The sequence below is a fragment of the Catenuloplanes niger genome (assembly GCF_031458255.1).
In the GTDB taxonomy this organism is placed as follows: domain Bacteria; phylum Actinomycetota; class Actinomycetes; order Mycobacteriales; family Micromonosporaceae; genus Catenuloplanes; species Catenuloplanes niger.
Genome location: NZ_JAVDYC010000001.1, coordinates 949,986 through 974,461, shown reverse-complemented (window position 1 = coordinate 974,461; position 24,476 = coordinate 949,986). Strand labels below are relative to the sequence as shown.

The 24,476-nt window shown below is 74.5% G+C and carries 19 protein-coding genes; 14 read left to right on the top strand and 5 right to left on the bottom strand.

All coding sequences use genetic code 11. The features are described from left to right. Window positions 1-19 precede the first annotated feature (19 nt). Window positions 20-1,036, top strand: a complete 1,017-nt coding sequence (locus J2S44_RS04305; protein WP_310409195.1) for a zinc-dependent alcohol dehydrogenase — start codon at window positions 20-22, stop codon at window positions 1,034-1,036. A gap of 35 nt (window positions 1,037-1,071) precedes the next feature. Here J2S44_RS04305 and J2S44_RS04300 read toward each other — a convergent pair whose 3' ends face one another. Further along, window positions 1,072-1,269, bottom strand: coding sequence for a hypothetical protein (locus J2S44_RS04300; protein ID WP_310409193.1), 198 nt, complete (start codon window positions 1,267-1,269; stop codon window positions 1,072-1,074). 125 nt (window positions 1,270-1,394) lie between these two features. Here J2S44_RS04300 and J2S44_RS04295 point away from each other — a divergent pair, with 125 nt between their 5' ends. Next, window positions 1,395-1,820: a helix-turn-helix domain-containing protein gene (locus tag J2S44_RS04295; RefSeq protein WP_310409192.1), complete on the top strand. Its 426-nt coding sequence runs from the start codon at window positions 1,395-1,397 to the stop codon at window positions 1,818-1,820. An 8-nt stretch (window positions 1,821-1,828) separates the two neighbouring features. On the opposite strand, the gene J2S44_RS04290 is transcribed toward J2S44_RS04295, so the two are convergent. Then, window positions 1,829-10,846: a hypothetical protein gene (locus J2S44_RS04290; RefSeq protein WP_310409191.1), complete on the bottom strand. Its 9,018-nt coding sequence runs from the start codon at window positions 10,844-10,846 to the stop codon at window positions 1,829-1,831. A 236-nt stretch (window positions 10,847-11,082) separates the two neighbouring features. Between J2S44_RS04290 and J2S44_RS04285 the strand changes: the two genes are divergently transcribed. After that, window positions 11,083-11,916 (top strand): helix-turn-helix domain-containing protein, encoded by an 834-nt coding sequence (locus J2S44_RS04285; protein ID WP_310409189.1) that lies wholly within the window; start codon window positions 11,083-11,085, stop codon window positions 11,914-11,916. Window positions 11,917-11,958: 42 nt separating this feature from the next. Here J2S44_RS04285 and J2S44_RS04280 read toward each other — a convergent pair whose 3' ends face one another. Beyond that, window positions 11,959-12,519: a TetR/AcrR family transcriptional regulator gene (locus tag J2S44_RS04280; protein WP_310409188.1), complete on the bottom strand. Its 561-nt coding sequence runs from the start codon at window positions 12,517-12,519 to the stop codon at window positions 11,959-11,961. Between the two features lie 154 nt (window positions 12,520-12,673). Between J2S44_RS04280 and J2S44_RS04275 the strand changes: the two genes are divergently transcribed. Next, window positions 12,674-13,735 carry an SGNH/GDSL hydrolase family protein gene (locus J2S44_RS04275; protein ID WP_310409187.1) on the top strand — a complete coding sequence of 354 codons (1,062 nt, stop codon included), beginning with the start codon at window positions 12,674-12,676 and terminating at the stop codon, window positions 13,733-13,735. Window positions 13,736-13,754: 19 nt separating this feature from the next. Then, on the top strand, window positions 13,755-14,387 hold the full coding sequence (locus tag J2S44_RS04270; RefSeq protein ID WP_310409185.1) for a helix-turn-helix transcriptional regulator: 633 nt from the start codon (window positions 13,755-13,757) through the stop codon (window positions 14,385-14,387). A 17-nt stretch (window positions 14,388-14,404) separates the two neighbouring features. Here J2S44_RS04270 and J2S44_RS04265 read toward each other — a convergent pair whose 3' ends face one another. Next, window positions 14,405-15,025: a helix-turn-helix transcriptional regulator gene (locus tag J2S44_RS04265; RefSeq protein WP_310409184.1), complete on the bottom strand. Its 621-nt coding sequence runs from the start codon at window positions 15,023-15,025 to the stop codon at window positions 14,405-14,407. A gap of 186 nt (window positions 15,026-15,211) precedes the next feature. On the opposite strand from J2S44_RS04265, the gene J2S44_RS04260 reads away from it, so the two are divergent. From J2S44_RS04260 to J2S44_RS04250, 3 genes are all read left to right on the top strand, one after another. Continuing rightward, window positions 15,212-16,111 carry an NADP-dependent oxidoreductase gene (locus tag J2S44_RS04260; RefSeq protein ID WP_310409183.1) on the top strand — a complete coding sequence of 300 codons (900 nt, stop codon included), beginning with the start codon at window positions 15,212-15,214 and terminating at the stop codon, window positions 16,109-16,111. Window positions 16,112-16,268: 157 nt separating this feature from the next. Next, entirely contained in the window at window positions 16,269-17,129 is an 861-nt protein-coding gene (locus J2S44_RS04255) for an SDR family oxidoreductase (protein WP_310409182.1), read from the top strand. Between the two features lie 30 nt (window positions 17,130-17,159). Then, a complete protein-coding gene (locus J2S44_RS04250; protein WP_310409180.1) occupies window positions 17,160-17,897 on the top strand; it encodes an SDR family NAD(P)-dependent oxidoreductase in 738 nt (245 codons plus the stop codon). Between the two features lie 304 nt (window positions 17,898-18,201). Here J2S44_RS04250 and J2S44_RS04245 read toward each other — a convergent pair whose 3' ends face one another. After that, on the bottom strand, window positions 18,202-18,522 hold the full coding sequence (locus J2S44_RS04245) for a helix-turn-helix transcriptional regulator (protein WP_310409177.1): 321 nt from the start codon (window positions 18,520-18,522) through the stop codon (window positions 18,202-18,204). 299 nt (window positions 18,523-18,821) lie between these two features. Between J2S44_RS04245 and J2S44_RS04240 the strand changes: the two genes are divergently transcribed. From J2S44_RS04240 to J2S44_RS04215, 6 genes are all read left to right on the top strand, one after another. Continuing rightward, window positions 18,822-19,796 carry a TerC family protein gene (locus J2S44_RS04240; protein ID WP_310409176.1) on the top strand — a complete coding sequence of 325 codons (975 nt, stop codon included), beginning with the start codon at window positions 18,822-18,824 and terminating at the stop codon, window positions 19,794-19,796. A gap of 219 nt (window positions 19,797-20,015) precedes the next feature. After that, window positions 20,016-20,660, top strand: a complete 645-nt coding sequence (locus J2S44_RS04235) for a helix-turn-helix transcriptional regulator (RefSeq protein ID WP_310409174.1) — start codon at window positions 20,016-20,018, stop codon at window positions 20,658-20,660. Beyond that, window positions 20,660-21,595, top strand: coding sequence for an ornithine cyclodeaminase family protein (locus J2S44_RS04230; protein WP_310409173.1), 936 nt, complete (start codon window positions 20,660-20,662; stop codon window positions 21,593-21,595). Before J2S44_RS04235 ends, J2S44_RS04230 begins: the two co-directional genes overlap by 1 nt. Next, entirely contained in the window at window positions 21,592-22,740 is a 1,149-nt protein-coding gene (locus J2S44_RS04225) for a DSD1 family PLP-dependent enzyme (protein ID WP_310409171.1), read from the top strand. Before J2S44_RS04230 ends, J2S44_RS04225 begins: the two co-directional genes overlap by 4 nt. 56 nt (window positions 22,741-22,796) lie before the next feature. Beyond that, window positions 22,797-22,973, top strand: coding sequence for a hypothetical protein (locus J2S44_RS04220; RefSeq protein WP_310409170.1), 177 nt, complete (start codon window positions 22,797-22,799; stop codon window positions 22,971-22,973). Between the two features lie 104 nt (window positions 22,974-23,077). Then, window positions 23,078-24,355 carry a nucleotide disphospho-sugar-binding domain-containing protein gene (locus J2S44_RS04215; RefSeq protein ID WP_310409169.1) on the top strand — a complete coding sequence of 426 codons (1,278 nt, stop codon included), beginning with the start codon at window positions 23,078-23,080 and terminating at the stop codon, window positions 24,353-24,355. Window positions 24,356-24,476 lie beyond the last annotated feature (121 nt).

Here is a 24,476-nt window from a genome sequence, read left to right as displayed (position 1 = left end):
GCGATCAAGTGGAGGCGTGATGAAGTCGATCCAGGTGACCGGGCCCGGCGAGACCGCCGTGGTGGAGGTCGACCGGCCGGTCGCCGGACCGCGCGACGTGCTGGTGCGCATCCGCGCCTGCGGTGTCTGCGGGTCCGACGGCCTGTACATCTCGGTCGGGGGCATTCCGCCGCGGCAGGGCGCGACCCCGCTCGGCCACGAGCCGGCCGGTGAGGTCGTCGAGGTCGGTGCCGACGTCAGGGGTGTGTCGGTCGGCGACCACGTCGTGCTCAATCCGATGGCGGCCGGTGACGGCATCATCGGCAGCGGCGGCGCCCAGGGCGGCCTGTCGGAGTTCGTGCTGGTGCGTGACGCGAAGGCCGGCGTCCACCTGCTGGCCGTGCCGAAGCACATCCCGTTCGAGGTGGCCGCGCTCAACGAGCCGATGGCGGTGGCCGGCCACGCGGTCAACCGGACGAACCCGTCGCCGGGGGACCGGGTGGTGGTGTTCGGCGCCGGACCCGTCGGCCTCGGCGCCGCCATCGCGTACGAGTTGCGCGGCGCGCACGTGGTCGTCGTCGACATCGTCCCCAACCGCCTCGACAAGGCCCTGAAGGTCGGCGCCCACGCCGTCATCAACTCCGCCGAGGAGGACGTGACCCAGCGGCTGCTCGAGATCCACGGCGAGGCTCCCCGCAGCTTCGTGCGCGGCACCCGCCCCGACACCGACATCTACCTCGACGCGGCGGGCGCGCCGGCCGCGCTGGAAACGGCGCTGGCCAACGCCAAGCACGGCGCGACGCTCGGCATCGTCGCCGTCCACAAGAGACCGGTTCCGGTCGACTTCGGCAGCCTGCTGACCACCGAGCTGACCGTCGTGCTGTCCATGGGCTACCCCACCGAGATCTTCGAGGTCACCCAGGACCTCGTCGACCACTGGGAGCGTTACGAAATCCTCATCAGCGACCGCATCCCGTTCGCCGACGCCCGACGCGCGCTCGAACTGGGCTCCACCCCGGGCGCGGCCGAGAAGGTGGTCGTCACCTTCGACGCGTAGCGGCCGCACCGTCCCCGTGACCGGGCGCCCGCCGGTCACCCCCTGGGTGGTGTGATGGCGGCGCGGGCGAGCCGGATGTCGGCCGGGTCGGTGGCCGGGAGGTGTGACACCTCGGGGTCCCAGGGGTGTTCGAGCATGCCGGCCACGGCCCGGGCCGTCTCCACGTTGTCCAGCCGGGCGATGAGGTGCAGCGACATGTCGATGCCGGCCGTGATGCCCGCGCTGGTCACCACCTGCCCGGCGTCGACCCAGCGCCGGTCGCGGACGACGTCGACCCGCGGATGCTGCCGCGTCAGCTCGTCCAGGACCAGCCAGTGCGAGGTGGCGGACAGCCCTGCGCCTCGACTGCGGCGCCGCGGTGGCCACCCGGGTCGCCCGGGGCATCGTCGCCGCACCGCACCGCGAGGGCGGCCAGGCCCAGTACGTCACCCGTCCGGCCGCGCCGCCCGAGCGTGGTGCGCTGAGCGTCACCATGGACTGGGCGCTGCGGAACCTCGACGCCCCTCTGACGGTCGCGGACCTGGCCGCGCACGCGAGCGTCTCCGAGCGTACGTTCGCCCGGATCTTCACCGCCCAGCTCGGTGTCAGCCCGATCAGGTGGCTCACCGCCGCGCGGATCGGCCGGGCACGTGAGCTGCTGGAGACGACGAGCGCCGATGTCGACCACATCGGCCGGGCGTGCGGTCTGGGCAGCCCGGCGAACTTCCGGCACCACTTCCGCCGGGCCACCGGCACCACCCCGACCGGCTACCGCCGCACGTTCGGGGCCGGCCCGGCGGCCTGACCTTCCGGTCAGCAGTTGGACGCCGCGTAGGTGACGGCGCCGATCAGGTCCGCGCGCAGCCGCTGGAACGGGTCCCCGGAGGCGGCCAGCCGCTTCGCGTACGCGTCGAGCCGGCCGACCCAGGCGACGCGGTCGTCCGGGCTCAGGCAGTCGCGGTAGGAGCCGTCGGGACCGCCCTTGGTGATCCGGCCGATCCGGTCGAAGATCGGTTTCAGCCGTGGATGGGTGAGCGGGTCCGCGTCCAGCAGCTCGGCCCGGTCCGGCAGCGCGCGGATCTCGGCGATCGCCGTCATCATCGTGAGGTTCGCCAGGTCGTGCCCGGTGACGGCGGTGGCGCGCGGCAGGGACAGCGCCTGCGCGTCGGTCAGCTCGCCGGCGAGCATCAGCGCGAAGAGCAGGCCGTCCCACGGCACCCGGGCCCGGCGGTCACCGTCCGCTCGCAGGTAGTCGTAGACGACGGTGACCGGCACCCGGCCGCGGTCGGCGGTCCACGGTGGTTCCACCTCCAGCAGCGAGGCGGCGGCCGGTCGCGGGCCGGTGGCCGGGATCGGACCGCCGGCCCGCCGCGCCACGGCCAGCGCGGTGCGGAACGCGGCCAGCCGGGTGTCGTCCGGGTGCGCCTCGGCCAGCCGGTCCAGTGCCGTGGCCACCGCCGGGTCGTGCAGCCGCTCCCAGTTCTCGCGGTGATAGGCCTCGGCCGGGGCCGGGTCGAAGGCGCTGAGCCACTCGCGCAGCGCCACCGGTGACCCGCTGACGGTGGGGGAGAGCGTGGCGGCGTCCTCGAACTGTTTCCGGGCCGGCGTGGCCGTGAGTTCGCCGACCGTGTTGCCGTCGGTGTCCCGCAGCCGCCACCCGGCCATCTCGGTGGTCAGCGCGACCGGTCGCTGTTCCGCGCGCACCTGTTCGAAGAGCGTGAGCCCGTACGCCGTGGCCCGGGACCCGACGACCAGCGGCGCCGGGCCGATCCGCCCGTACCAGCGCAGCAGTTCCCGCAGCCGGTCGATGACCGGCGTGACCACCTCGGGCGGGCCGGCCAGGTCGACCGCGACCACGGGACGGCCGGCGCGCGCGGCGTACGCGTCGACGGCGTCCAGGACGGCCCGGGGCTGCGTGGTCCAGGCACCGAGCCGGTGGACGGGTGCGGGGGCCGGCCAGACGTGGTCCGGGAAGACCCCGGTGCGCAGGACCGCGTCCAGCGCCAGGAGCGGCTGGGCCGCGAGATGTGTCCCGTCCGGGACGAGCCGGGCGACGCGGCGCAGCGTCGCGTCGATGCCCAGCTCGGGCAGCCGCGACCAGGCGTCCGGTGCGGGCAGGTTCCGCAGGCCGGCGAGCGCGGCCGAGGTGTCCGCCCAGGCCCGCCTCGTCTCCGGGTCCGTGCCGGTCAGCTGGTGGACACCGGGCGTGGCCATCCGGATCGCGAACAACGCGTCGTCCAGCTCGGCCGCCGGGTCCCGGCGCAGCAGTGCGGCGATCGCGTCCGGGCCCGGCTGCTGCACCCGGACCGAGTAGACCTGCAGGTCCTCGGTGGGCCGCCGGGTCCGCTGCGGGCCGAGGTCCGCCGGCCGCAGCGTCGCGAGCCGGGTCAGGCCACCGTCGCCCGTCGCGCGGGCCGCCAGGTCCAGCAGCGTGCGGCGGGCGGCGGTCCCACCGGTGCCGGTGATCCGGGTGGCCAGTGCGTCCACCGCTGCCGTGATCTCGGCCGGGTCCGTGGTGTCCGGGGAGACGCCGGCGAGGTCGGCCACCGCGTCGGCCAGGTAGAACGCGTCGGGTGTGCCCGCCGGGGCGTCGTCGCCGGTCAGCGCGCGCAGCAGCGCCCGGTCCGCGTCCGTGACGGGGTGCAGCGCATCCGCCGACGGGGCCGGCACCGCGGGCGTGGTCTGTTCCGGCCGGTGCACGCGGACGCGCCGGGTGCGCAGCTCCAGGCCGGCCGCGGCGGAGAACTCGGCGATCCGGTGCAGCGCGGCCTGCCAGACCGGCCACGGGGTGTCCTGACCGGGGGTGCCGATCACGATCTCCGGGTCGTCCGGCCCGATCCGTGGTGCGGTGCCGGCCGCGCCGATCCAGAGACGGGACCCGATCTGGTACGCGACGGTGCCGGCGCCGAGGTCGTACCGGCCGGACGAGGGGTCCCGGGGCACGGTTATCTCGACGTCCGGGTCGAACGGCTCGGCGCCGACCCGGTAGTGGTCGGCGAACGAGCCCAGCGCCGGCCGGTGGTTGCGGCCGTACGCCGCGAAGTGCCGGGCGTCATAGCCCTCCGGAGGCGTCCGCAGCCGATCCCGCGCGATCGTCACCGTGTGCGTGGTGCCCAGGGCCCGTACCAGCGCGACGGCGTCGGCCGGTGACACCGGCCGGCCCGGCCGCAGCTCGACCACGGTCCCCGGCGGAAGGCTCCGCAGCATCCCGGCGAACCTGCCCGGGTCGGTGCCGGGCCGCAGCCCGATCACCACCAGCGGGCCGTCCTCCGGCGGCCGCCGGGTGATCGCCGGTGCCTCGCCGTCGGGGTGCACGTGGACGCCGGCCCGGCCCAGCCCGGTCACCCGGTGACCGTCCGGTGCCGGGACGTCGATGCCGCTCCAGTCGCGTACCGACCCGGCGGCCAGCAGCGCGCGGTCGGCCCACAGCTCGGTCGCGGCGCGCGGCTCGGCCCGGTGGAGCAGGTCGAGCAGGTCGTGTGCCGTGGCCCAGGCACGGGCCGCGGTCGCCAGGCGGCGACGGACCCGGCCGTTGCCCGTGCCCGGCACGGCCGCGGGCCGCAGCGCGTCGAGGTCCTTGGCGGCCTGCCGCAGCTCCCGGCTCCGGGCGCGCTGCTGCGGGCCGAACGCCCGGCGGACGAGGTCCACCCGGAGGTCGCCGATGTCCGGGCCGCGCAGCATCGCGTTGCGTACCCGTGGGACGGTCCGCTCCGCCAGTTCCGCGGCGCTCACCTCCCGGCGCAGCACCCGGTCCTGGCCCGCGACGACGTGCTGTTCGGCGCGCAGCAGGCCGTGCAGCAGCGCGCGCAGCACCCGGTCGACGTTGCGGTCCCGGGGCAGGGTGAGCGTCCACGTCGCGGAGTCGAGGAGCGGGCCGGAGCCGCCGACCGACACGTGCTCCGGGCGGGGCACCCCGCCCGCGTCCGCCAGCCGGTGGGCCAGCGCGGTCCACGCCGTCACGTCCCCGCCGGCCAGCGCGGTGTGCGCGGCGGTCGCCCACTGCCGTGCCTGTTCCCGCAGCTCGGGGCCGGACATCCGGTACGTGCGGTGGTCGTGGCGGGCGCCGAGGCCGAGCAGTTCGTCGCGCGCGGTCAGGAACGGGCGCTCGTCCGTGTCGTCGGCGACCGTGAGGACCCAGTCGCCGGGTCCGGTGGGTACGTCGTCCCCTTCGGACCGGACGCTCACGCCGGCGGCGCGCAGGTCCTCGGCCAGCCAGCCGAGGCCGACCTGCCCGAGGTGGTCCGCGTACCGCCGGGGGAACACCTCCGGCGGACTCTGGAGCGCGCGGAGCCGGTCCACGGTGATGCCGCGGAGGCCACCGGTGCGTACCGCCTCGGCGGCCAGCACCAGCAACCGGCGCAACGCGTCGATGCCGGTGCCGGTGCCGGCCAGTCGCGCCAGCTCGGACAGTGCCCGGGCGATCTCGTCGTGGCCGGTCGACCGCGGGTCGGCGCCGGCCAGGTCGGCCAGCGCGTCGAGCAGGTGGTACCGGGACAGCGGCCGGCCGTCCGGGTCGGGGACCGGGACGCCGTCGTCGAGGTCGCCGAACAGCCACCGGAACAGTTCCCGGTCCTCGTCGTGCACGGGCCGGATCGCGTCCGGCGACACGTCGGGCAGCGCGGTGGGCATCGGCAGCGGTGCGTGGACGCGGACGTTCTCCGCCGCGAACGGCTCACCGGCGGCCGACGCGAAGTCGGCGACCCGGTCCAGCGCGGTCTGCCAGACGTGCCACGGGGTCGGGCGGCCCGGCGTGCCGACCACCACCGGCGGATCGTCGGGATGCGCGGCCGCTTCCGTGCCGGGCTCGCCGATCCACAGCCGGCCGCCGACGGTCAGCGCCGCTTCGACGCCGGGGCCGAGCCGGAACCGGGCGGTGCCGAGGTCGGCCAGTGCGGTGGGTGCGGTGACCGGGTCGAGCGGGTCGGCGCTGACCAGATAGTGCGCGGCGAACGGGCCGAGCGCGGGCCGGTGGTTGCGCCCGTACGCCGCGAAGTGCCGGATCGCGCCGCTGACCCAGGTGAGGTCGACCCCGTCCGTGCCGATCGTGAGCCGGTGCCGCGGCCCGAGCGCCGCGGCCAACGCGACCACCGTCTCCGGATGGAGGAGGGTGTTGGGGCGTAACTCGACCACGGCGCCGTCGGGCAGTTGCGCCCGCAGCGCGTGCAGCGCGCCGGAGACGTCCATCCGGGCCGGGAAGTCGACGACCACCAGCGGCCCGGTCGCCGGTGGCCGGCGCGCGAGCGGGGCCGGGCCGTGATCCGGTCCGGTCACCGTGTGCCGCGCGTACAGGTGCACGCCGGCCGCGCCCAGCGGGTGCGCGGTGAAGCCGGCCAGTCCGTGGACCCGCACGCCGCTCCAGTCGCGGACCGAGCCGCCCGCCGCCCAGCTCCGGGTCACCGCCAGGTCGGACGCCTTGCGCGGCATCCGTCCGTACCGCAGCTCGAGGTCGGCGGCGAGCTGCCGCCAGGCCGAGTCCTCCGCCACGAGCCGGCGGTGCAGCCGGCCGCCGGGCCATGCCTCGGCCGGTGGGGTCATCGACCGCCGCAACTCCGCCAGGCGTTCCCTGGCCCGCCGCACACCACCGGATCCGGTGTCCCATTCGCGGCCGGCGACGTCGGCCGGCCCGGGAGGCGGCGGTGGCATCGACGACAACGCCTGCCGGATGCTCGCCGGCAGGCCCTCGGCCTGGCCGGTCAGCCGGCCGGCCAGCATCATGCGCCGTACGGCCAGCGCGTAGCGTTCGCTCTGGGTCAGCGCGCCCACGAGCGCGGACAGCATCCCGTCGAGGTGCTGCCGTCCGTCGAGGGTCAGCGTCCAGGTGTCGAGTGCGAAGCGGCCCTCCCGAACGGCGCCGGTGTCGTCGATGAACACGTCGGTGACCGGCGGGACACCCAGCTCCTCGGCGACGGTGCGGGCCAGCGCGGTCCACGCCCGCCGGCGCCGCGCCGGGTCGGTCAGCTCGGCCGCCCGCGCGGTCGCGAGCACGCGCACCCGCTGTTGTGTCTCGGTCTGGGCGAGCCGGTACGACCGGTGTGCGTGCTGGTTCTCCAGGTCGAGCATCGAGTCGCGGGCGTGCCACAGCGCGCGCAGGGTGCCCTCGTCCGGTGCCAGCGTGTGCACCGTGACGCGGCGCTCGGCCGGCCGTACGTCGTTCACCTCACCGTGCGTCACGGTCCAGCCGGCCTGGATCAGGTCGTCGGTGAGCCACTCGATCTTCCGGTCCTGCAGGAACGAGTCGAGCGGCAGCGGTTTCGAGACCTGCACGGCGCCGCGCTCGTCGGACCGCACCCGCATCGACACGTCCAGGTGCGCCACCCGGCTGCGGTAGAACCAGACGGCCGGGTCGACCAGGTCGCGGCGCAGCGGGGCGTCACCGAGCCGGCGCTCGACGAACTCGCGTGCGCGTACCCGCCGCTGGTGCCCGGCGGTGGTGACCGCGCGCCGCAGTTTGCTGCCGGCGTAGCCGGTCTCGTCCGCGAGCCCGGCGAAGTAGTCGACGCTGTCGTCCGTGACGGTCACGGTGGCCTCGGCCGGCCGGCCGGTGAACGCCCGGAGCATGCCGGGTTCACCGCCGGCGGTGCCCGGGTCGAGGAGGGCGGTCACGGTCCGGTCCGACGCGGGTGCGGCCGAGCCGTCCGGGCCGGCCACGATCGCCCGGGAGTCGAGGTCCGCCTGCAGCAGGGCCCGGCCGGCGTCGCCGAGCAGCCGGACGGTGCCGGCCAGCGGCTCCGGCAGACGATCGGTGGTGAACGGCCGCAGTCGCGCCGTGCCGCTCTCCTGGGTCTCGACGAGCGTGTAGTGCAGTGCGTCGTGCCGGTGGACCAGCACCACGTGTGCCTGCTCCACCGCCCAGACCGGGGTGACCGCACCGATCCGCAGCGCGGTCAGCCGGGCCGCGGTGGCCGGCTCCTGGAAGAAGCCGCCCATCCGCGTGGCCAGCCGGTCGCGGCCGCGCACCGCGTCCTCGACGGCGGACGGCAGCGGGATCCCCAGCGCGCGGAGCACGTCCGTCACCCGGTCGGCGCAGTCCGGGTCGGTGCCGTCCCAGGGGTCCAGCGTGTCCAGCGCCCCGATGAGGAGGTCCGCCCAGGGCGAGGCCGTGGCCAGGGCGGCGGCGAGCGCCCGGTCGGCCGCGTCCGGGAACACCGCGTCCGGGCTCGCGCCGGACAACCGGGCCACGAGCGTCGCCGACGACGGCAGGAGCGGGCTGCGCGGGTCCAGGCCGAGCCGTTCGTACGCCCGCTCGCGGGCCCGGTGGTAGGCGGTGATCACGTCGCGGGCCGGTCCGGGTGCCGTCGCGACGAACCGCGCCCACGCCGCGGCCGCGACCGGGTCCTTGGCGAGCAGCGGGGCGACGCGGGCGTCGAGCACGGCGGTGACCAGCGGCAGGTTGCCGGTCGTCCGGGTACGTTCCGGCCCGGTGAGGCGGGCGATGCGGTGCACCGTGTCGTCGGCCGAGCCGGGCTCGGTCAGGCCGCTCCACCGCAACTGTGGTGTCTGCGCCGGCCGGACCGATCGCATCAGCTCGCCGAGCTGCCAGGTGCTGGTGTGCGTGCCGTCGAGCCCCCACGCGGTGCGCAGATCCTCGGGCAGCTCCACCTGGCGCAACTGCACGCCGCCCCCGGCACCGGCGACGAGCACCCGGTCGGTCACGGTGCGGACCAGCTCGCGCAGCGGCGGTTCGGTCAGGAACGGCTCCAGCAGCTCCCGCCACACCGAATCCGGATCGGGGAAGCCGGCCACCACCGGCGCCACCGCGGGCAGGTACAGGTCGCGGCCGCGGAAGAGCAGCTGCCACGCCAGCACGGCGGCGAGCCCGGCGAGCACCGCCGGCCGCTCCGCCTCGGTGAACGATCGCGTCGGGGTGAGCGGATCCGGCCGGTACCAGCTGGCCGCGTGTCCCATGTGGACCGACCGCAGCCGGGGCAGCGCGCCGTCGCCCGTACGGTGCCGGCCGGGCAGCCGGCCACCGATCTGCTCGAGGATCTGCGGCCCGGCCGTCCACAGCAACGGTCTGCGCAGCATGTCCATCGCGCGGTGCTCGGCGACCTCGACACCGCCCGCGTATCCGCTGAACAGCGACCAGATCGGTGCCATGAGCTCCGACTGCCTCGTCGCGTGGTTGTCCGCGATGAGCTCGCGGAACTCGCGGACGGCCGGGTGGTGCCGGGCGCCGAGGATCCCGGAGTTGTTGATCCGGCGCTTGCCGTCCCTGCCGTACGCCCCCTCGTGGATCGCCCAGCCGTACCGCTCGAACAGCGTGCGGACCTCGGCGGCGAACGCGGCGGCGTCCTCGACGGCGTTGTCGCCGTCGGAGTAGAAGCCGCCGAAGTCGGCCACGATGCGCCAGCGCAGGACGTCCGCGGCCGCGGTGTATCCGTCGACCGTGCGCGCGCCCAGGTGCACCAGGAACGCGTCGTCCACCGGGTTCGAGGCGTGGTAGACGTCCTGGACCGGGATGACCCGGATGCCGTTGTCGCGGGCCCACTCCAGGCCGGCCGCGGTCGGCGGCTCGGTCACCCACAGCGTGGTGAAGTAACCCTCGCCGGCCAGTGCCCGGGCCTGCTGTGCGGCGCCGGCCATGAACGCCGCCGCGGCCGGGTTGTCCGGCGAGACCGGGGAGCCGACCCAGATCATCGGTACGTGCGTCGGCATCTCCTGACCGGCCGCGTTCCGCAGGACCGTGCCGGTCTCCGGCAGGCCGTCCAGCGACACGGGCCCGGCGCGGCCGGTCAGGTCGAGCCGCCGGAAGAACGCGTCGAGCTGGCCCGTCCGGATGCCGTCCAGGGGCCGGGCGAACGCGGGCGTGGGCGCCTGCTTACGCGCCCCGAAGTAGTCCGGGCCGAACGCGGGGTGCGCGGGAGCGGTCCGGTCCATGCCGGCGCGCAACCCGCCCACCGCGCCCGGCATGACCGGCTCGTCGGGGGTGATCGTGATCTGCGGGACGGACGTGTCCCGGGCGGCTTCGAGGAAGGTGGCGAGGGCGCCGGGCCTCCCCGACCCGGCCAGCAGCGCCGGTGACGCCGGGCCGACCTCCGGGCCGGTCGCCCAGATCGTGCCGTCCTCGGCGAACAGCCAGGTCAGCCGGTCGCCGCCGAGCCCGGGCACGCGGACGAGCGCGGCCGAGCCGGGCGCGGACAGCAGCGCGCCGGCCAGGTCGTCCGGTGCGGGCCCGGCCCCGCGGAAGGTCTCCCAGATCTCGGCGGTCGTCGGCGGTGTGAGGCGGGCCGGGTCCCAGCCCTCGGTGGAGCCGGTCAACACCATGCCGACCGCCAGCGGGTACGCCGGCGACGTGGCCGCGCCCAGGTCCCGTACCCGCTGAAGGGGTGTGGTGGTCATGTCGGCGGCGAGCCGGGCGGCGGTGCGCAGCAGCGCGCGGGTGGAGGCGTCGCCGTCGGGGAGGACGCGCAGCGCGACCGGCGTGCCACCGGTCTCCCGGTCGTCCGGACCGACCGGCACGATCCGCGCGCCGGCCGAGGGCGGGACGGCGGCCGGTGGCAGGTGCGCCGGAACCCCGGCCGTCTCCGTCGCGCGCAGCCACGCGTCCGGGTCCGGCCGCTCGCCCGGGACCGGGACGAGCACCAGGTCGTGCGAGCGGTCCAGCACGCTCAGTGCCCGGCCGAGCGACTGCATCGCGGTCGTGCTGTCCAGCGCCACCCGCGGCACGAAGATCGGTCCGCCGGTGGCCTGGCGGGTCGCGTTCATCGCCCGGACCAGCGCCATCTGGTCCACGCTCGCCGGCGTCTGCCCGGGGTGGAAGTACACCCCGCCCGGGACGGGCAGGAACATCCCGTCTCGGCAGACGACGTCGAGCAGTGGATGAGCGGGCATGGCGAACTCCTGAGGACCGGGCGGTCCCGTTACTACGCGGTACCGGCGACACCGGTTCAGCCGGCCGGTGCCCGCGCGTTCGTCGCGGGCCGCGGGCTCGCCCGTTCGGGTCGGACCGTAGCGCAATAACGGGCTATTCCGTTGACCCGGTCCCGTGGCGGACGCAGCATTGTCGCGACCGGAGCCCCGGGCGACCGGTACGTGCCGATTGAACAGGAGTCGCTACCGTGCGCGCCGTGGAGAACGGTCACCCCGCACATGCCTGCACGCTGCCGGCGGTGCCGTTGCTGACCAGCCGGGAGCTGGGCTGGACGACGGCCGACGTGGGGATGTACGCCGACCCGCCGGTCTGCGACGACTACCGGGTGGAGTTCGCGAAGCCGATGATCCACGTGGCGCTCAGCGGCCGGTACGACCGCGGCACCCGCCATCGGGGCCGCTGGCAGGTCGTGGACCGGGTACCCGGCTCGATCTGTGTCGCCCCGCCCGGCGAATTCGGGCGGATGCGCTGGCGCAGCACCTCGGACGTGCCGATGCGCTCGCTGCATGTGCACCTCGACCCGGTGGCGACCGGCGGCCGGCCGATCGGGCTGGCGATGGGCGTGCGTGACCCGTTCCTGTCGGCCGGTGTACGCGCGCTCGAGCAGGCCCTGCGGGCCGGTGGCCCGGCCCTCTACGCCGACTCGGTCGCCCGGACGCTGGCCGTGCACCTGGCCTGGGGGCCGCGGTCACCGGCCGGGCAACGCATGCCGCGGCTGAGTGAACAGCAGGTCGATCAGCTCACCGACTACATGCGTGCCCGGCTGGCCGACAACGTCACCGTGGACGATCTGGCCGGCGTCGTCGGGGTCAGCAGGTTCCATTTCATCCGGGTGTTCTCCGCGACCACCGGGCAGACCCCGTACCAGTACCTGCGCCGGATCCGGATGGCCGCGGCCGCTGACCTGCTGCGCGGCACCGCCCAGCCGATCGCCCAGGTCGCGCTCGCCTGCGGCTACCGCAGTCCCGGGCAGTTCGCGGCCGCGTTCCGCAGGGAGTACGGCGTCAGCCCCACCGACTACCGCGGGTAGCGCGACCGGGATCACGGTCCGGCGTGTCGCGCCCGGGCCGGGTCAGGGCCTGATGAGCGAGGTGACGCCCGCGACGAGCGCGGCTCTGCGCTGCGCGGGGTCCGGTTCGACGGGCGCCAGCTCCTTCAGCGACCAGGCGGCGGTGTCCCAGCTGAGCACCATGGCGAGCACCATGGCCAGCAGTTCCACCGGCGAGATGTCGTCGCGGACCTGGCCGGACTTCTGCGCGGCCTCGATCGCCGCGATCCGCTCCCGGTACTGCGTGACCTCCGAGTCGATGCCGTGCTGCCGTTCCAGCGACGCCCAGCGGTACAGCCGGGACACGTGCGGACGTACCTGCAACCGGTCGAACAGCTCGGCGGCGTAGCGGGGCACGTCCCCGTCGTCCAGCGTGATCGCCTGCGCCAGATCGCGCATGCACTCGGCGACCACCCTGTCGAACAGTTCTTCCTTGGCACCGAAGTGCATGTAGATGGACCGTTTGTTGGCGCCGGCGGTGTCGGCGATCCGGTCGACCCGGCCACCGGCCAAGCCGTGCTGGGCGAACTCGTCGGTCGCCGCTTTCAGGAGTCGCCGCTTGGTGTCGGTCGCGTCGGGTGGCATGCGCACATCGTACATAACCATCCGGATATTTATCTCCCCGGCCGGCCGGCGGTGAGAGCAATTTCCGGCGTGTGCCCGCAGCCGCCGGTGCGCGACCCGCGCAATGTCGGGGGCATCGCTGGAAGAGCGGGCGCCGAGGCCCGATAGTCGGCCAATGATCTTGCGGTCCATCCTCAGATTCACCCTTTCGTCCGCCGTAGCGGCCGGCGCCGTACTGGCTCCGGCGCTTCCCGTCCTGGCCGCGCCCGCGGTGCGCGTCGACTACGTCGCGCTCGGCGACTCCTACGCGGCCGGCGTCGGCGCCGGCGCCGAGTCCACGGCCTGCCGGGTCACCGACGGCGCGTTCCCCCGGCTGTGGGCCGAGCCGGAGCTGGTCGACCTCACCCTGGCCGCCTGCAGCGGTGCGACCTCCGCCGATGTCGCCGCCACCCAGCTGGGTGCGCTGAGCGAGACGACCGACCTGGTCAGCGTCACGGTCGGCGCCAACGATCTCGGGCTCACCACGATCCTCCGCACCTGCGCCACGGCGCCGCAGGGCGAGGCGTGCACCGTCGCGCTGGCCGGCATCCCGCAGGCGCTCGCCACCACGGTCCCGGCCGGCGTCGCCGCGCTGCTGACCCAGGTCCGCGCGGACGCGCCCGCCGCGAAGCTCGTCGTCACCGGCTACCCGGTGCCGTTCGCCGAGGCCGCGCAGTGCCCGCAACTGCCGCTGCCGCCCGCGCTGCGGACCGCCGGTAACAGCGCGATCGCCGGACTCAACCAGGTGCTGGCCGCCCAGGCCGTGGCGGCCGGTGCCACGTTCGTCGACGTGACCGGCGCCTTCGCCCCGCACGCCCTGTGCACACCGCAGCCGTGGCTGGTGGGCGTGGCCGGACTGAACGACGGGACGGTGCTGCACCCGACGGCGGCCGGGCAGGCCGAGGGATACCTGCCGGCGTTCATCGCGGGCGCCGGCTCCGTCGAGGACGTCGTGGAGTGGATCCGCCAGCGGGACACCGCCGCGAGTGCGTCGCCGTCGCCGTCCGTGCCGGCCTCCGTGCCCGCCTCCACGCCGGCCGGCGTCGCGGCCCCGCCGGCTGACGGTGCGGGCGGTGGCCTGCCGGTCACCGGTCCGCGCGTCGGTGCTGTCGTCGCCGTCGGTGTGTTCCTCGTCGTCCTCGGTATCGTCGGGCTCGTGGTGTGGCGCCCGCGCCGGGTGCGGACCCTGTCGGAGTAGCGCGGACCGGTGCCGGGGGATGGGCGACCGGGCTGACGCCGCGGGGGAAGCGGCGCACCGGGAGGTGCGGGTGGCGATCCGGGCCCCGGACCCGCTCGCCCGCGCGGGCGTCGCCGCTCTGCTCCGGCACCACCCCGGCCTGGTGCCGGCCGGCCCGCGGCCGGACGTGCTCGTGCTCTGCTGTCCCCGGTTGACCGCCCAGGCCGGCGCGGGCCTGCGCCGGGTGGCGGCCGGGGCACCGGTGGTGCTGGTCGTCGACACGGCCGAGGAGGAGGACGCGCTCGTCGCCGCCCGGTGCCGCGTCGTCGCCGTCCTCGCCCGCGCCTCGGTCACCGCCGAGGCGCTCGTGCATTGCGTTCTGGCCGCCGCCGACCTGGGTGGCGGCCTTCCGCCCAACCTCGCCGGGGAGTTGCTCGCCCGGATCGGGTACCTGCGCCGTGACCCGCTCTTCCTGGGCCGCGCCGGACTCACCCCGCAGGAGGTGCGGGTGCTGAGACTGTTGGCGGACGGGCTCGGCACCGCCGAGGTCGCGGCGCGGATGCGGTGCTCGGAACGGACCGTCAAGACCCTGATCCACCACCTGAACCATCGGCTGGGGTTGCGGAACCGTCCGCACGCCGTGGCCTACGCGCTGCGCGCCGGCGCGATCTGAACCCGGGGTTCGCCCGCTCAGATCGCTCCGCTGCGGATCGCGTAGGCCACGGCGTGCGCGCGGTTGCGCAGGCCGAGGCGGCTGGTCAGCTCGTGCACGACGTTCTTGACGGTGCGGTCCGACAGGAAGAGCCGCCGGCCGATCTCCTCGGTGTTCAGGCCGTCGGCCAGTAGGGCGATGATCCGCACCTCGCGAGGGTGCAGGCCGGCGGTGGCCGGCCCGGCCCGTTCGATCAGCCGCAGCAGCCGGCCCACGAGGTCCGGTGGCAGCACGCCGTTGCCCGCCCGTACCGCCGTGACGGTGTCGATCAGCCGGTCGGCCGTGGCCGCCGCGCGCGGCACCACGGCAGCCACCCGGTGGCGCACCGCGCGGAGCAGTTCCTCATCCGTGATCTCGCCGACGACCAGCACCGCGGGTGCGGTCGAGTGGCGCAGCGCGTCGATCACGGCGGCGGAGAGGCGTTCGCCCGCCACCACCAGAACCTCCGCGCCGTCGTCCACGACGGACAGTCCCGCCGCGCCGTCCAGGCAGGCGAGGAGGCCGGCCCGGTCCAGCGGATCGCCGGCGACGAGCGAAATCCGTACGTCCACGGTGCTCTCCTTCGGGCCCGTGCGGTGTGACCGCGGGGCGGGTCCCATCGTACATAACTATCTAGGTATTGACATTGGGGTCGCGGCTCCGTAGGAATGTACCTAGTTAGTTACGTCGTCGGGCGGCAACCACACCACTTCACTTCGGCTCGGGCCGGTGGCGAGGTGCTGCCCGCGACCGGACGCGCCACGACCAGCAGATCGGAACCCCATGAACGACAAGCAGCAGTTCCCGTGAGAGCGCTCAGATTCCACGAGTACGGCGGACCGCTCGCCGTCGACGACGACGTGCCGGCGCCGACCGCCGGCCCGGGCCGCACCCTGGTCACCGTCGCCGCCACCGCGTTCAACCCGGTGGACCTCCTGATCCACGGCGGCTTCCTGGAGCCGGCACTGCCGCACATCCCCGGCGTCGAGATGTCCGGCACCACACCCGACGGACGCACGGTGATCGCGGCCCTGCCGATGAACCTCGCCGGTGCCGCGGCCGAGCTGGTCGCCGTGCCCGACGACCTGCTGGCACCCGCGCCGCGCAGCATCCCGCTGGCCGACGCCGCCGCCATCCCGGGCGGCGCGCTCACCGCCTGGCAGGCCGTCACCGAGCACGCCGACGTCCGGGCCGGGCAGCGGGTGCTGGTCAACGGCGCCGGCGGTGGGGTCGGCGGTTTCGCCGTGCAGTTCGCCAAGCGGCGCGGCGCCACGGTCGTCGCCACCGCCAGCCCGCGCAGCACCGCGGCGGTCCGCGCCGCCGGCGCGGACCAGATCATCGACTACACCGGTACCGACCTGACCACCGCGCTGACCGAGCCGGTCGACGTGGTGATCAGTCTGAGCCGCGGCGTCCCCGGCCTGTCCCGCCTGGTCCGCCCCGGCGGCGTGCTGGTCAGCGCCGTCGGCCCGGCCGAACCGGCGGACGGCGTCCGCATCGTCGAGATGTACGTCCGCGCCGACGCCGCCCAGCTCACCGAGATCTCCCGGCTCGTCGACGCCGGTGAGATCCGGGTCGACGTCTCCGAGCGGCGGCCCGTGGCCGGCCTGTCCGAGATCTTCGCCCGCGCGGCGAAGGGTGACCTCCGCGGCAAGGTGGTCCTCCTCGTCCAGTACGGCGACGGACTCCGGCCGGTGCGCACGTGACCGGCGACGAGGCGCCCCTCGACGGCGTACCCGTCGAGGCGCGACGCATCGTCGCGGTCCGGACCGGCCCCGTCGGCCGCCCCACCAACTGACCACCTGATGTCCGTGAGGCGCCGGCCACCGGCCGGAGCCCCCGCGATCCCACCTAGGAGTACACATGTCACGCACCTGGTTCATCACCGGAACGTCCTCCGGCTTCGGCCGCCAGCTCACCGAGCAGCTGCTCGACAGGGGTGAGCGGGTCGCCGCGACCGCGCGCCGCACGGACAGCCTCGACGACCTGGCCGACCGGTACGGCGACCGGCTCTGGCGCGCCCGGCTCGACGTCACCGACACGGCCGCGATGCGTGCGGTCGTGGACCGCGCGTTCGCCGAGCTCGGCCGGGTCGACGTGGTCGTGTCGAACGCCGGTTACGGCCTGTTCGGCGCGCCGGAGGAGCTCACCGACGCGCAGATCGACCGGCAGATCGCCACGAACCTCACCGCGTCGATCCAGCTGGCCCGCGCCGCCACCCCGCACCTGCGCCGGCAGGGCGGCGGGCGCTACATCCAGGTCGCGAGCATCGGCGGCCAGATCGCGTTCCCGGCGATGAGCCTCTACCACGCCACCAAGTGGGGCATCGAGGGCTTCTGGGAGTCCTCCGCGCCGGAGCTCGCGCCGTTCGGCATCCACGTGACGATCGTCGAGCCGGGCGTGGCCCGTACCGGCTTCGGCGTGAGCAACTCGACGCTCGCCGCGCCGATGCCGGAGTACGCGGACGGGCCGTCCGGTCTGCTGCGGCGCATGCTCTCCGGCGAGTTGCCGCCGCTGCCCGCGCCCGGCGACCCGGTGAAGATCGCGGCGGCCATCATCGCCTCCGCCGACCAGCCGAATCCGCCACTGCGCCTGACGCTCGGCTCGGACGCCTACACGCAGGCCACCGCGGCGCTGCGCGGTCGCCTCGACGCGCTCTACGCCGGGCGGGACCTCGCCTTCTCCACCGACGCCGACGACGTCGCCGTCCTCGCCACCATCTGAATCCATCCGAATCCCTCGAAGGAGCCTGTCATGTTCGATTTCACCGGCAAGACTGTCCTGATCACCGGTGCCTCCGGCGCCCTCGGTGTCGCGCTGGCCGTCCGATTCGCCGAGGCCGGCGCGAACGTCGTCGCCGCGTCCCGCAAGGGGTACGAGGAGGTGGCCGAGAAGGCCGGCGGCCGTAGCATCGGGGTCCGCCTCGACGTCACCAGCGAGGCCGAGTGGGCGGACGCGCTCGCCCGCACCGAGGCGGCGTTCGGGCCGCTGGACGTCCTGGTCAACAACGCCGCCTACCTGCGGGTCGGTACGTCCGAGAGCATCCCGGTGGAGGAGTTCCGGCGGGTGGTGGACACCAACCTCACCGGCTCGTTGCTCGGCATCCGCGCGGCGGCCCCGTCGATGCGCAAGGCCGGCGGGGGAGTGATCATCAACGTCAACTCCATCGCCGGGCTCAACGCCGCGCCCGGACTGGCCGCGTACAGCAGCAGCAAGTGGGCGTTGCGTGGGCTGATGCGGGCGGCCGCGGCGGAGCTGGCCCGGGACAACATCCGGGTCAACTCGGTGCACCCCGGCATCATCGAGACGCCGCTGGCCTACGGCCCGGACGGCAGCCCGCTGGTCCCGGTCGACCGCCTGGCGATCCCGCGCAACGCCTCCGCGGAGGAGATCGCCGACGTCATCCTCTTCTCCGCCTCGGAGCAGGCCCGGTTCGCCACCGGCTCGGAGTTCCTCGCGGACGGCGGCTTCGGGCTCGGCGCCGTCGCCTGACGACCGTCCCACCGGCCCGCCGTCGTGAGGTACGACGGCGGGCCGGCGTGGGTGCGCGGTCCGGCACGCGATGCGGGACGGCGTTCGCGGCCGGACTGCCCGGCTCTCCGGCCCCGCCCGGACGTCACGGATGCGGTGACGAAGGGGCATCGGCGACGACCGCGGGATCCGGCTGGCGGGCCCGGGCGCGTCCGCGCTCGCCGGCGAGGCGGCCCGGCTCCGGCGGCACGCGGACGCGGCCGTGACCCGGCTGGGAGCCCGGCCGGTGACGGCCTGACCGCGCCGACGCGTTCGGCCTCCGGCGTCAGTTCTCCGGTGTGCCGGTGAACAGGGCGATGAGCTCGCCGATGCGATGGTCCGCCTCGGCGGGATGCCGGAAGCTGCCGGTGGTGTCGATGGTGTACTCGTTGCGGCGCCCGACGCGTTCGCGGTGCAGGTAGCCGGCCTCCTCGAGGTCGGCGACGATGGCTTGCGCGGCACGCTCGGTGATGCCGACGGACGCCGCGACGTCGCGCAGCCGGGCGGTCGGCTCGCGGGCGATGGCCAGCAGCACGTGGGCGTGGTTGGTCAGGAACGTCCACGTTCGTGCCGAGGGTGTGGTGGCCGGTCGAGCTGCCGCGGGCATGCGGGGTGCCTCCGTGGGTGAGGTGTGGCTGCCGCCTGAATATACGTTCCGTGACACACGAAAACTGCATCGCACTTCGGGTGCCCGAGCCCTTGACGTACGAACTGTGCTTCGTGAATAATCGATCGTAGTTCGAGGGGGAGTACCCGACGATCCACGCATCGCCGTCAGTACGGGCCGGCTCATCCGGATCCCGGCGGTGCAGCCACCGGTGCGGTGGCCCGGGGAGACCTTCGTCCAGCAGCGCCGTAGGGCCCGTCACGCGGGCTCTCCGGCCCGGACGAAAGGTTCCCTCCACTGTGTCCGTGTCCTGGTGGATCTGGGCTCTGCTCATGCTGGCGATCGCGGCGATGCTCGCCGTCGATCTGTTCCTGCACCGCGACAACCACGTCATCGGCTTCCGCGAGGCCGCGATCTGGTCCGGCATCTGGATCGCCGCCGGCCTGCTGTTCGGCGTCGTCCTCTGGGCCTGGCAGGGCGCCGACGTGGCCGGCACCTACTACGCCGGCTACCTGATCGAAAAGGCGCTGTCGATCGACAACGTGTTCGTCTTCGCGCTGATCTTCACCTACTTCGCCGTACCGGCCGCGTACCAGCACAAGGTGTTGTTCTGGGGGGTCATCGGCGCTCTCGTGTTCCGGCTGGTCTTCATCTTCGTCGGCGCCGAACTGCTCGAGACGTTCTTCTGGACCGCGTACGTGTTCGGCGCCTTCCTGATCTACACCGGTTACAAGATGGCGTTCCGCCGGGACGAGCAGACCCCGCCGGACCGCAACCCCGTCGTCCGCCTGGTCCGCCGGATCATCCCGACCGACTCGGCGTACCACGGCGACAGGTTCTTCGCCCGGGTCGACGGCAAGCGCGTCGCCACCCTGCTGTTCGTGGTCCTGATCGCGGTCGAGGCCACCGACCTGATCTTCGCGATCGACTCGGTGGCCGCGATCCTGGCCATCACCACCAGCACGTTCATCGTCTGGACCGCCAACGCCTTCGCCATCCTCGGCCTGCGCAGTCTGTACTTCTGCCTCGCCGGGCTGCTGCGCCGCTTCGTGCACCTGCACTACGGCCTGGCCGTGCTGCTCGCCTTCGCCGGCGTCAAGCTGATCCTGTCCGAGACCCCGGTCGGCAAGCTGCCGATTCCGGTCACCCTCGGCGTCATCGTCGTCACGATCACGGTGTCGATCGTGTGGAGCCTGCGCAGCACCCGCGGCACCGACGCGCGTGACGGCGGTGACCTCGACCCGGCCGGCACCTCACCGGACACGGCGCGCTGATCCGCCGGCGGGCCGGAGCGTGGTGGCGGCGACCCGGCCACCACGCTCCGGCACGCGGTCGGGCGCCTACCCCCTCTCGTCGTCCGGCGTCGGCAGGAGGGTGTGCAGCGTGCGGGTGAGGTGGCGGATGCGCGTGCGCGGAGAAACCGGGACGGAGCCTTGCCACCGCCTAGACGTTCCGTCTAAGGTTGGACGAAACGTCTAGGAGTGTGGTGTGGGATGTCGGATTCGGCAGATGCGATCTTCGCCGCGCTGCGCCCGGTCGTGGCGGGCATCGCCGCCACCTTCGGCAGCGCGTGCGAGGTGGTGCTGCACGACTATCGCGACGAGGAGCACTCGGTCGTCGCGGTCGCCGGAGACGTCACCGGCCGGCGCGCCGGTGACGCGATGAGCCAGATCGGGCTCCGGGTCCTCGCCGCCGGTGACGAGGCCACCAATGAGGTCAACTACCTCACCCGGACGGCCGACGGCCGGACGCTGAAATGCTCGACGCTGCCGCTGCGCGACGGGCACGGTGTGCTGATCGGCGCGCTTTGCATCAACGTCGACGTCACCGTGCTGCACCGGGCCGCCGCGATACTGACCGACCTGGCGGGGACGGCGGCCGCGGCGGCCCCGCTCGGCGCGACGAACTTCTCCGGCGACCTCGACCAGGTCGTGTCGGCGCTCGTCGAGGAGGCGGAGGCCGCGCGTGGGATGCCGGTGGCCGCGATGGACAAGCACGATCGGCTCGAGGTCGTGCGGGCGCTGCACGACGCCGGCGTGTTCGCGCTGCGTGGCGCGCCGGGCCGGGTCTCCACCCGGCTGGGCATCTCCCGTGCCGCGCTCTACAACGACCTGGCGGCGATCAGGGAGAACGGCTGATGCGGGTCCTCGAGGAAGCGCACACCGTGCGGCTCGTCGACGACGACCTCGCGCTCGCGGCCGCCCGCGAGGCATTTCTCGCCACCGGGGACGGGGTCACCTTCCCGGTCGTGGTCGGCCACGGCGGGCGCCGGGCCGACCGCTTCACCCTGAAGTCCGGCACGGTCGGCGCGGAGACCGGTGTGAAGATCGGCAGCTACTGGCCCGGCAACGACGCCGGCGGCATCCCGCGGCACGGCTCGGCCGTGATCCTGCTGGACCAGCGCACGGGCCGGCTGGCGGCCGTCGTCGAGACGGCCGCGGCGAACGCGTATCGCACCGCCGCCGCCGACGCGCTCGCCGTGCTGACCCTGGCCCGCCCGGACTCCCGGGTGCTCACCGTGATCGGCACCGGGCACCAGGCGCTGCACGACGTGCGTGCCGTCGCGCGGGTCGGTTCCTTCGCCACGGTGCTGGTCGCCGGCCGCCGTCCCGAGGCCGCCCGCGCGTTCGCCACCGAGATCCGGCGGCTGACCGGACTGCCCGCACGCGCGGCGACCGCGGAGGCCGCCTGCCGGGCCGCGGACGTCGTCATCACGGCCACGACCTCGGCCCGCCCGCTGTTCGACGCGGACTGGATCCGGCCCGGTGCCCACGTCTCGGCCATGGGTGCGGACGCGCCCGGCAAACAGGAGCTTCCACCGCGGCTGTACGAGCGCGCCACGCTCTTCTGCGATCTGGCGGCGCAGTCGCGCGCGATCGGCGAGTTGCAGCACGCCCCGGTGACGGCGCCGGTCACACAGCTCGGCGACGTACTCCGCGGCCGGGCCCCGGGCCGTGTCTCGGCCACGCAGATCACGGTCTTCGACAGCTCCGGCTTCGCGCTCCAGGACCTCACGCTCGCGGCGGCCCTGCTCGCGCGCGCCGACCAGCACCGCACGGAGATCTGCGAATGAACACGCTCAACGACCCCCAGACGCCGTTCGCCGTCGTCGACCGCGCGCGGACGGACCGCAACATCGCGCGGCTCCGGGCCCACCTGCACGCGTCCGGCGTACCGCTGCGGCTGCACGTCAAGACGTCCAAGTCCCTCGACGTCGCGGCACGGGTCTTCCCGGGCGGTCCCGGCCCGGTCACGGTGTCCACCCTGGCTGAGGCCGGGTACTTCGCCGACGGCGGATACACCGACGTGCTCTACGCGGTCGGCATCGACCCGCACAAGCTCCCGCGCGTGCTCGCCCTGCGGCGCCGCGGCGTGGACCTGGCCGTGCTGCTCGACAGCGTCGCACAGGCCGACGCGGTGGCGAAGGCGTCGGCCGATGCCGGCGACCCGGTGCCCGCCCTCATCGAGATCGACTGCGACGGGCACCGCGGCGGTATCGGCGCCGACGACCCGATCCTGCCGGAGATCGGGCGGCGCCTCGCCGACGGCGGCGCCGAACTCCGCGGCGTGCTCGCCCACGCGGGGGAGTCGTACTTCGCGGACACGCCCGCGGCCCGCCGGGAAGCAGCGCGCCACGAGCGCGACACCGTCGTCCGCGCGGCCGGCCACCTCCGGCGGGCCGGCCTGCCGTGCCCCGTCGTCAGCGTCGGATCCACGCCCACCGCGCACGCCGAGGCGGACCTCGCGGGCGTCACCGAGGTCCGGGCCGGCAACTACGTCTTCTTCGACCTGGTCATGGCCGGCATCGGGGTCTGCGACGTCGACGACCTCGCGCTGTCCGTGGTCGTGACCGTGATCGGTCACCGCCCCGACCGCGGGTGGATCCTCACCGACGGCGGCTGGACGGCCACCTCCCGGGACCGCGGCACCGCCACCCAGCGCATCGATCAGGGGTACGGGCTCGTCACCACCCTGGACGGCCGGGTCCTGCCGGATCTGATCATGAGTGGCGCGAGCCAGGAGCACGGCACCCTCGCCCTGCGCCCCGGCAGCACCGGTGTCCTCCCGGAGCTGCCGGTCGGCACCCGCGTGCGGATCCTGCCCAACCACGCCTGCGCCACCGCCGCCCAGCACCGGCGCTACCACGTCATCGGCGGCGGCGCGGCGGCCGGCGCGCCCGTCGTCGAGGCGCACTGGGCCCGGCACGACGGATGGTGACGGAGTTCCACCCGCCGGCACCGCGCCACTGTGGAAACCAGGACCTCGGGAACGACATGGTGCACAACGACCATGACCGGGCGGGAACGCGCGCCCTGCACCTGCTGATCGTGCACCTGGGCGGCGGCACCGCGCACGGACCCGGTGCCGGCGGTGCCGCCCGCGGGCTGCTGTTCCTGGCCGGCGCCTACCTGCTGGCCATGCTGGTCAAGGCGGCTGAGCGGTTCTCGTAGCGACCCTCGCGACGCGGTCACCGGCGTGGAACCGTTGCGCACGACCGCCCGTACCGCTACCGGATCTTAAGTAGACGGTCACCCCGAATCAGGAGTTCAGACACATGGCACGATTGCTGTTCGCGGCCACGCCGGCCGCCGGTCACGTCAATCCGGCACTACCGCTGGTCAAGGCCTTGCGCGCGGCCGGGCACGAGGTGCGGTTCACCACCGGCCGCGAGTTCGAGCGGTCCGTGACCCGGGCCGGTGCGGTCTTCACGCCGGTGCCGGCGGAGGTGGACTGGAGCGGCATGACGCCGGACGAGCGCTGGCCGGAGCGGGCCGCCCTGACCGGGCTGCGCAAGCTCCAGTGGGACATCGCCAACTACTTCGTCGCGCCGGTCGCCGCGCACGTGCGGCACATCGAGGCGATGCTGGCCGAGGAGCCGGCGGACGTGCTGGTCGCGGATCCGCCGTACGGCGCGGCCACGGCGGTGCACGAGCGCGGCGGGCCGCCGGTCGTCCACTACGGCATCACCGCCCTCGGGCTGCCGAGCCGCGACCTTCCGCCGTTCGGGCTGGGCCTGTCGCCGATGAGCGGACCGCTCGGCAGGCTTCGTGACCGGGCGCTGACCGCGTTCGTGCGCCGCACGGTGTTCGCGGCGAGCATCGGCCAGATCGACGCGCAGCGCACCGCGCTGGGGCTGCCGCCCGCGGGCCGCACCGCGATGGACGCCGGCCACGGTGTCGCGCTGCATCTGCAGTTGTGCACGCCGGGGTTCGAGTACCCGCGTACCGACCTGCCGGCTCACGTGCACTTCGTCGGGCATCCGGCACCGCTGCCGCCGTCGACGCCGTTCACGCCGCCGCCCTGGTGGCCGGAGGTCACGTCCGGGGACCGGCCGGTGGTCGTGGTCTCCCAGGGCACCATCGCGACGGACCCGGCGGAACTGCTGCGCCCGGCGCTGGCCGGGCTCGCCGCCGAGGAGCTCCTGGTGGTCGTCGTGACCGGGGGCGCGGATCCGTCCGTGCTCGGGCCGCTGCCGGGCAACGCGCGGGCTGCGGCGTTCATCCCGTTCGCCGAGCTCTTCCCGCACGCGCGCGCCGTCGTCACCAACGGTGGTTACGGCACGATCCAGCTCGCGCTCGCGCACGGCCTGCCGATGGTGGTCGCCGGGCGGACCGAGGACAAGCCGGAAACGGCCGCCCGCGTGGCCTGGTCCGGGGTGGGACTCGACCTGCGCAGCCAGACGCCGTCCGCGTCGGCCGTGCGCGACTCGGTCCGCCGGGTGCTGCGCGATCCGTCGTTCTCGGACCGTGCCCGCGCGCTGCGTGACGAACTGGCCGACGGCGCGACGCCGGAGCAGCGCGCGGTCGCGCTGATCGAGAAGCTGATCCGGTGAATGGCACTTTCGTACCACCCACGCCCGCCACGATCAGCCATTGCGCTGACGTTTCCGGCTGCCGGTGCCACGAGGCTGGAGGCAACCCATCACCACCGAGGAGTTGACGTGCGCAAGGCCG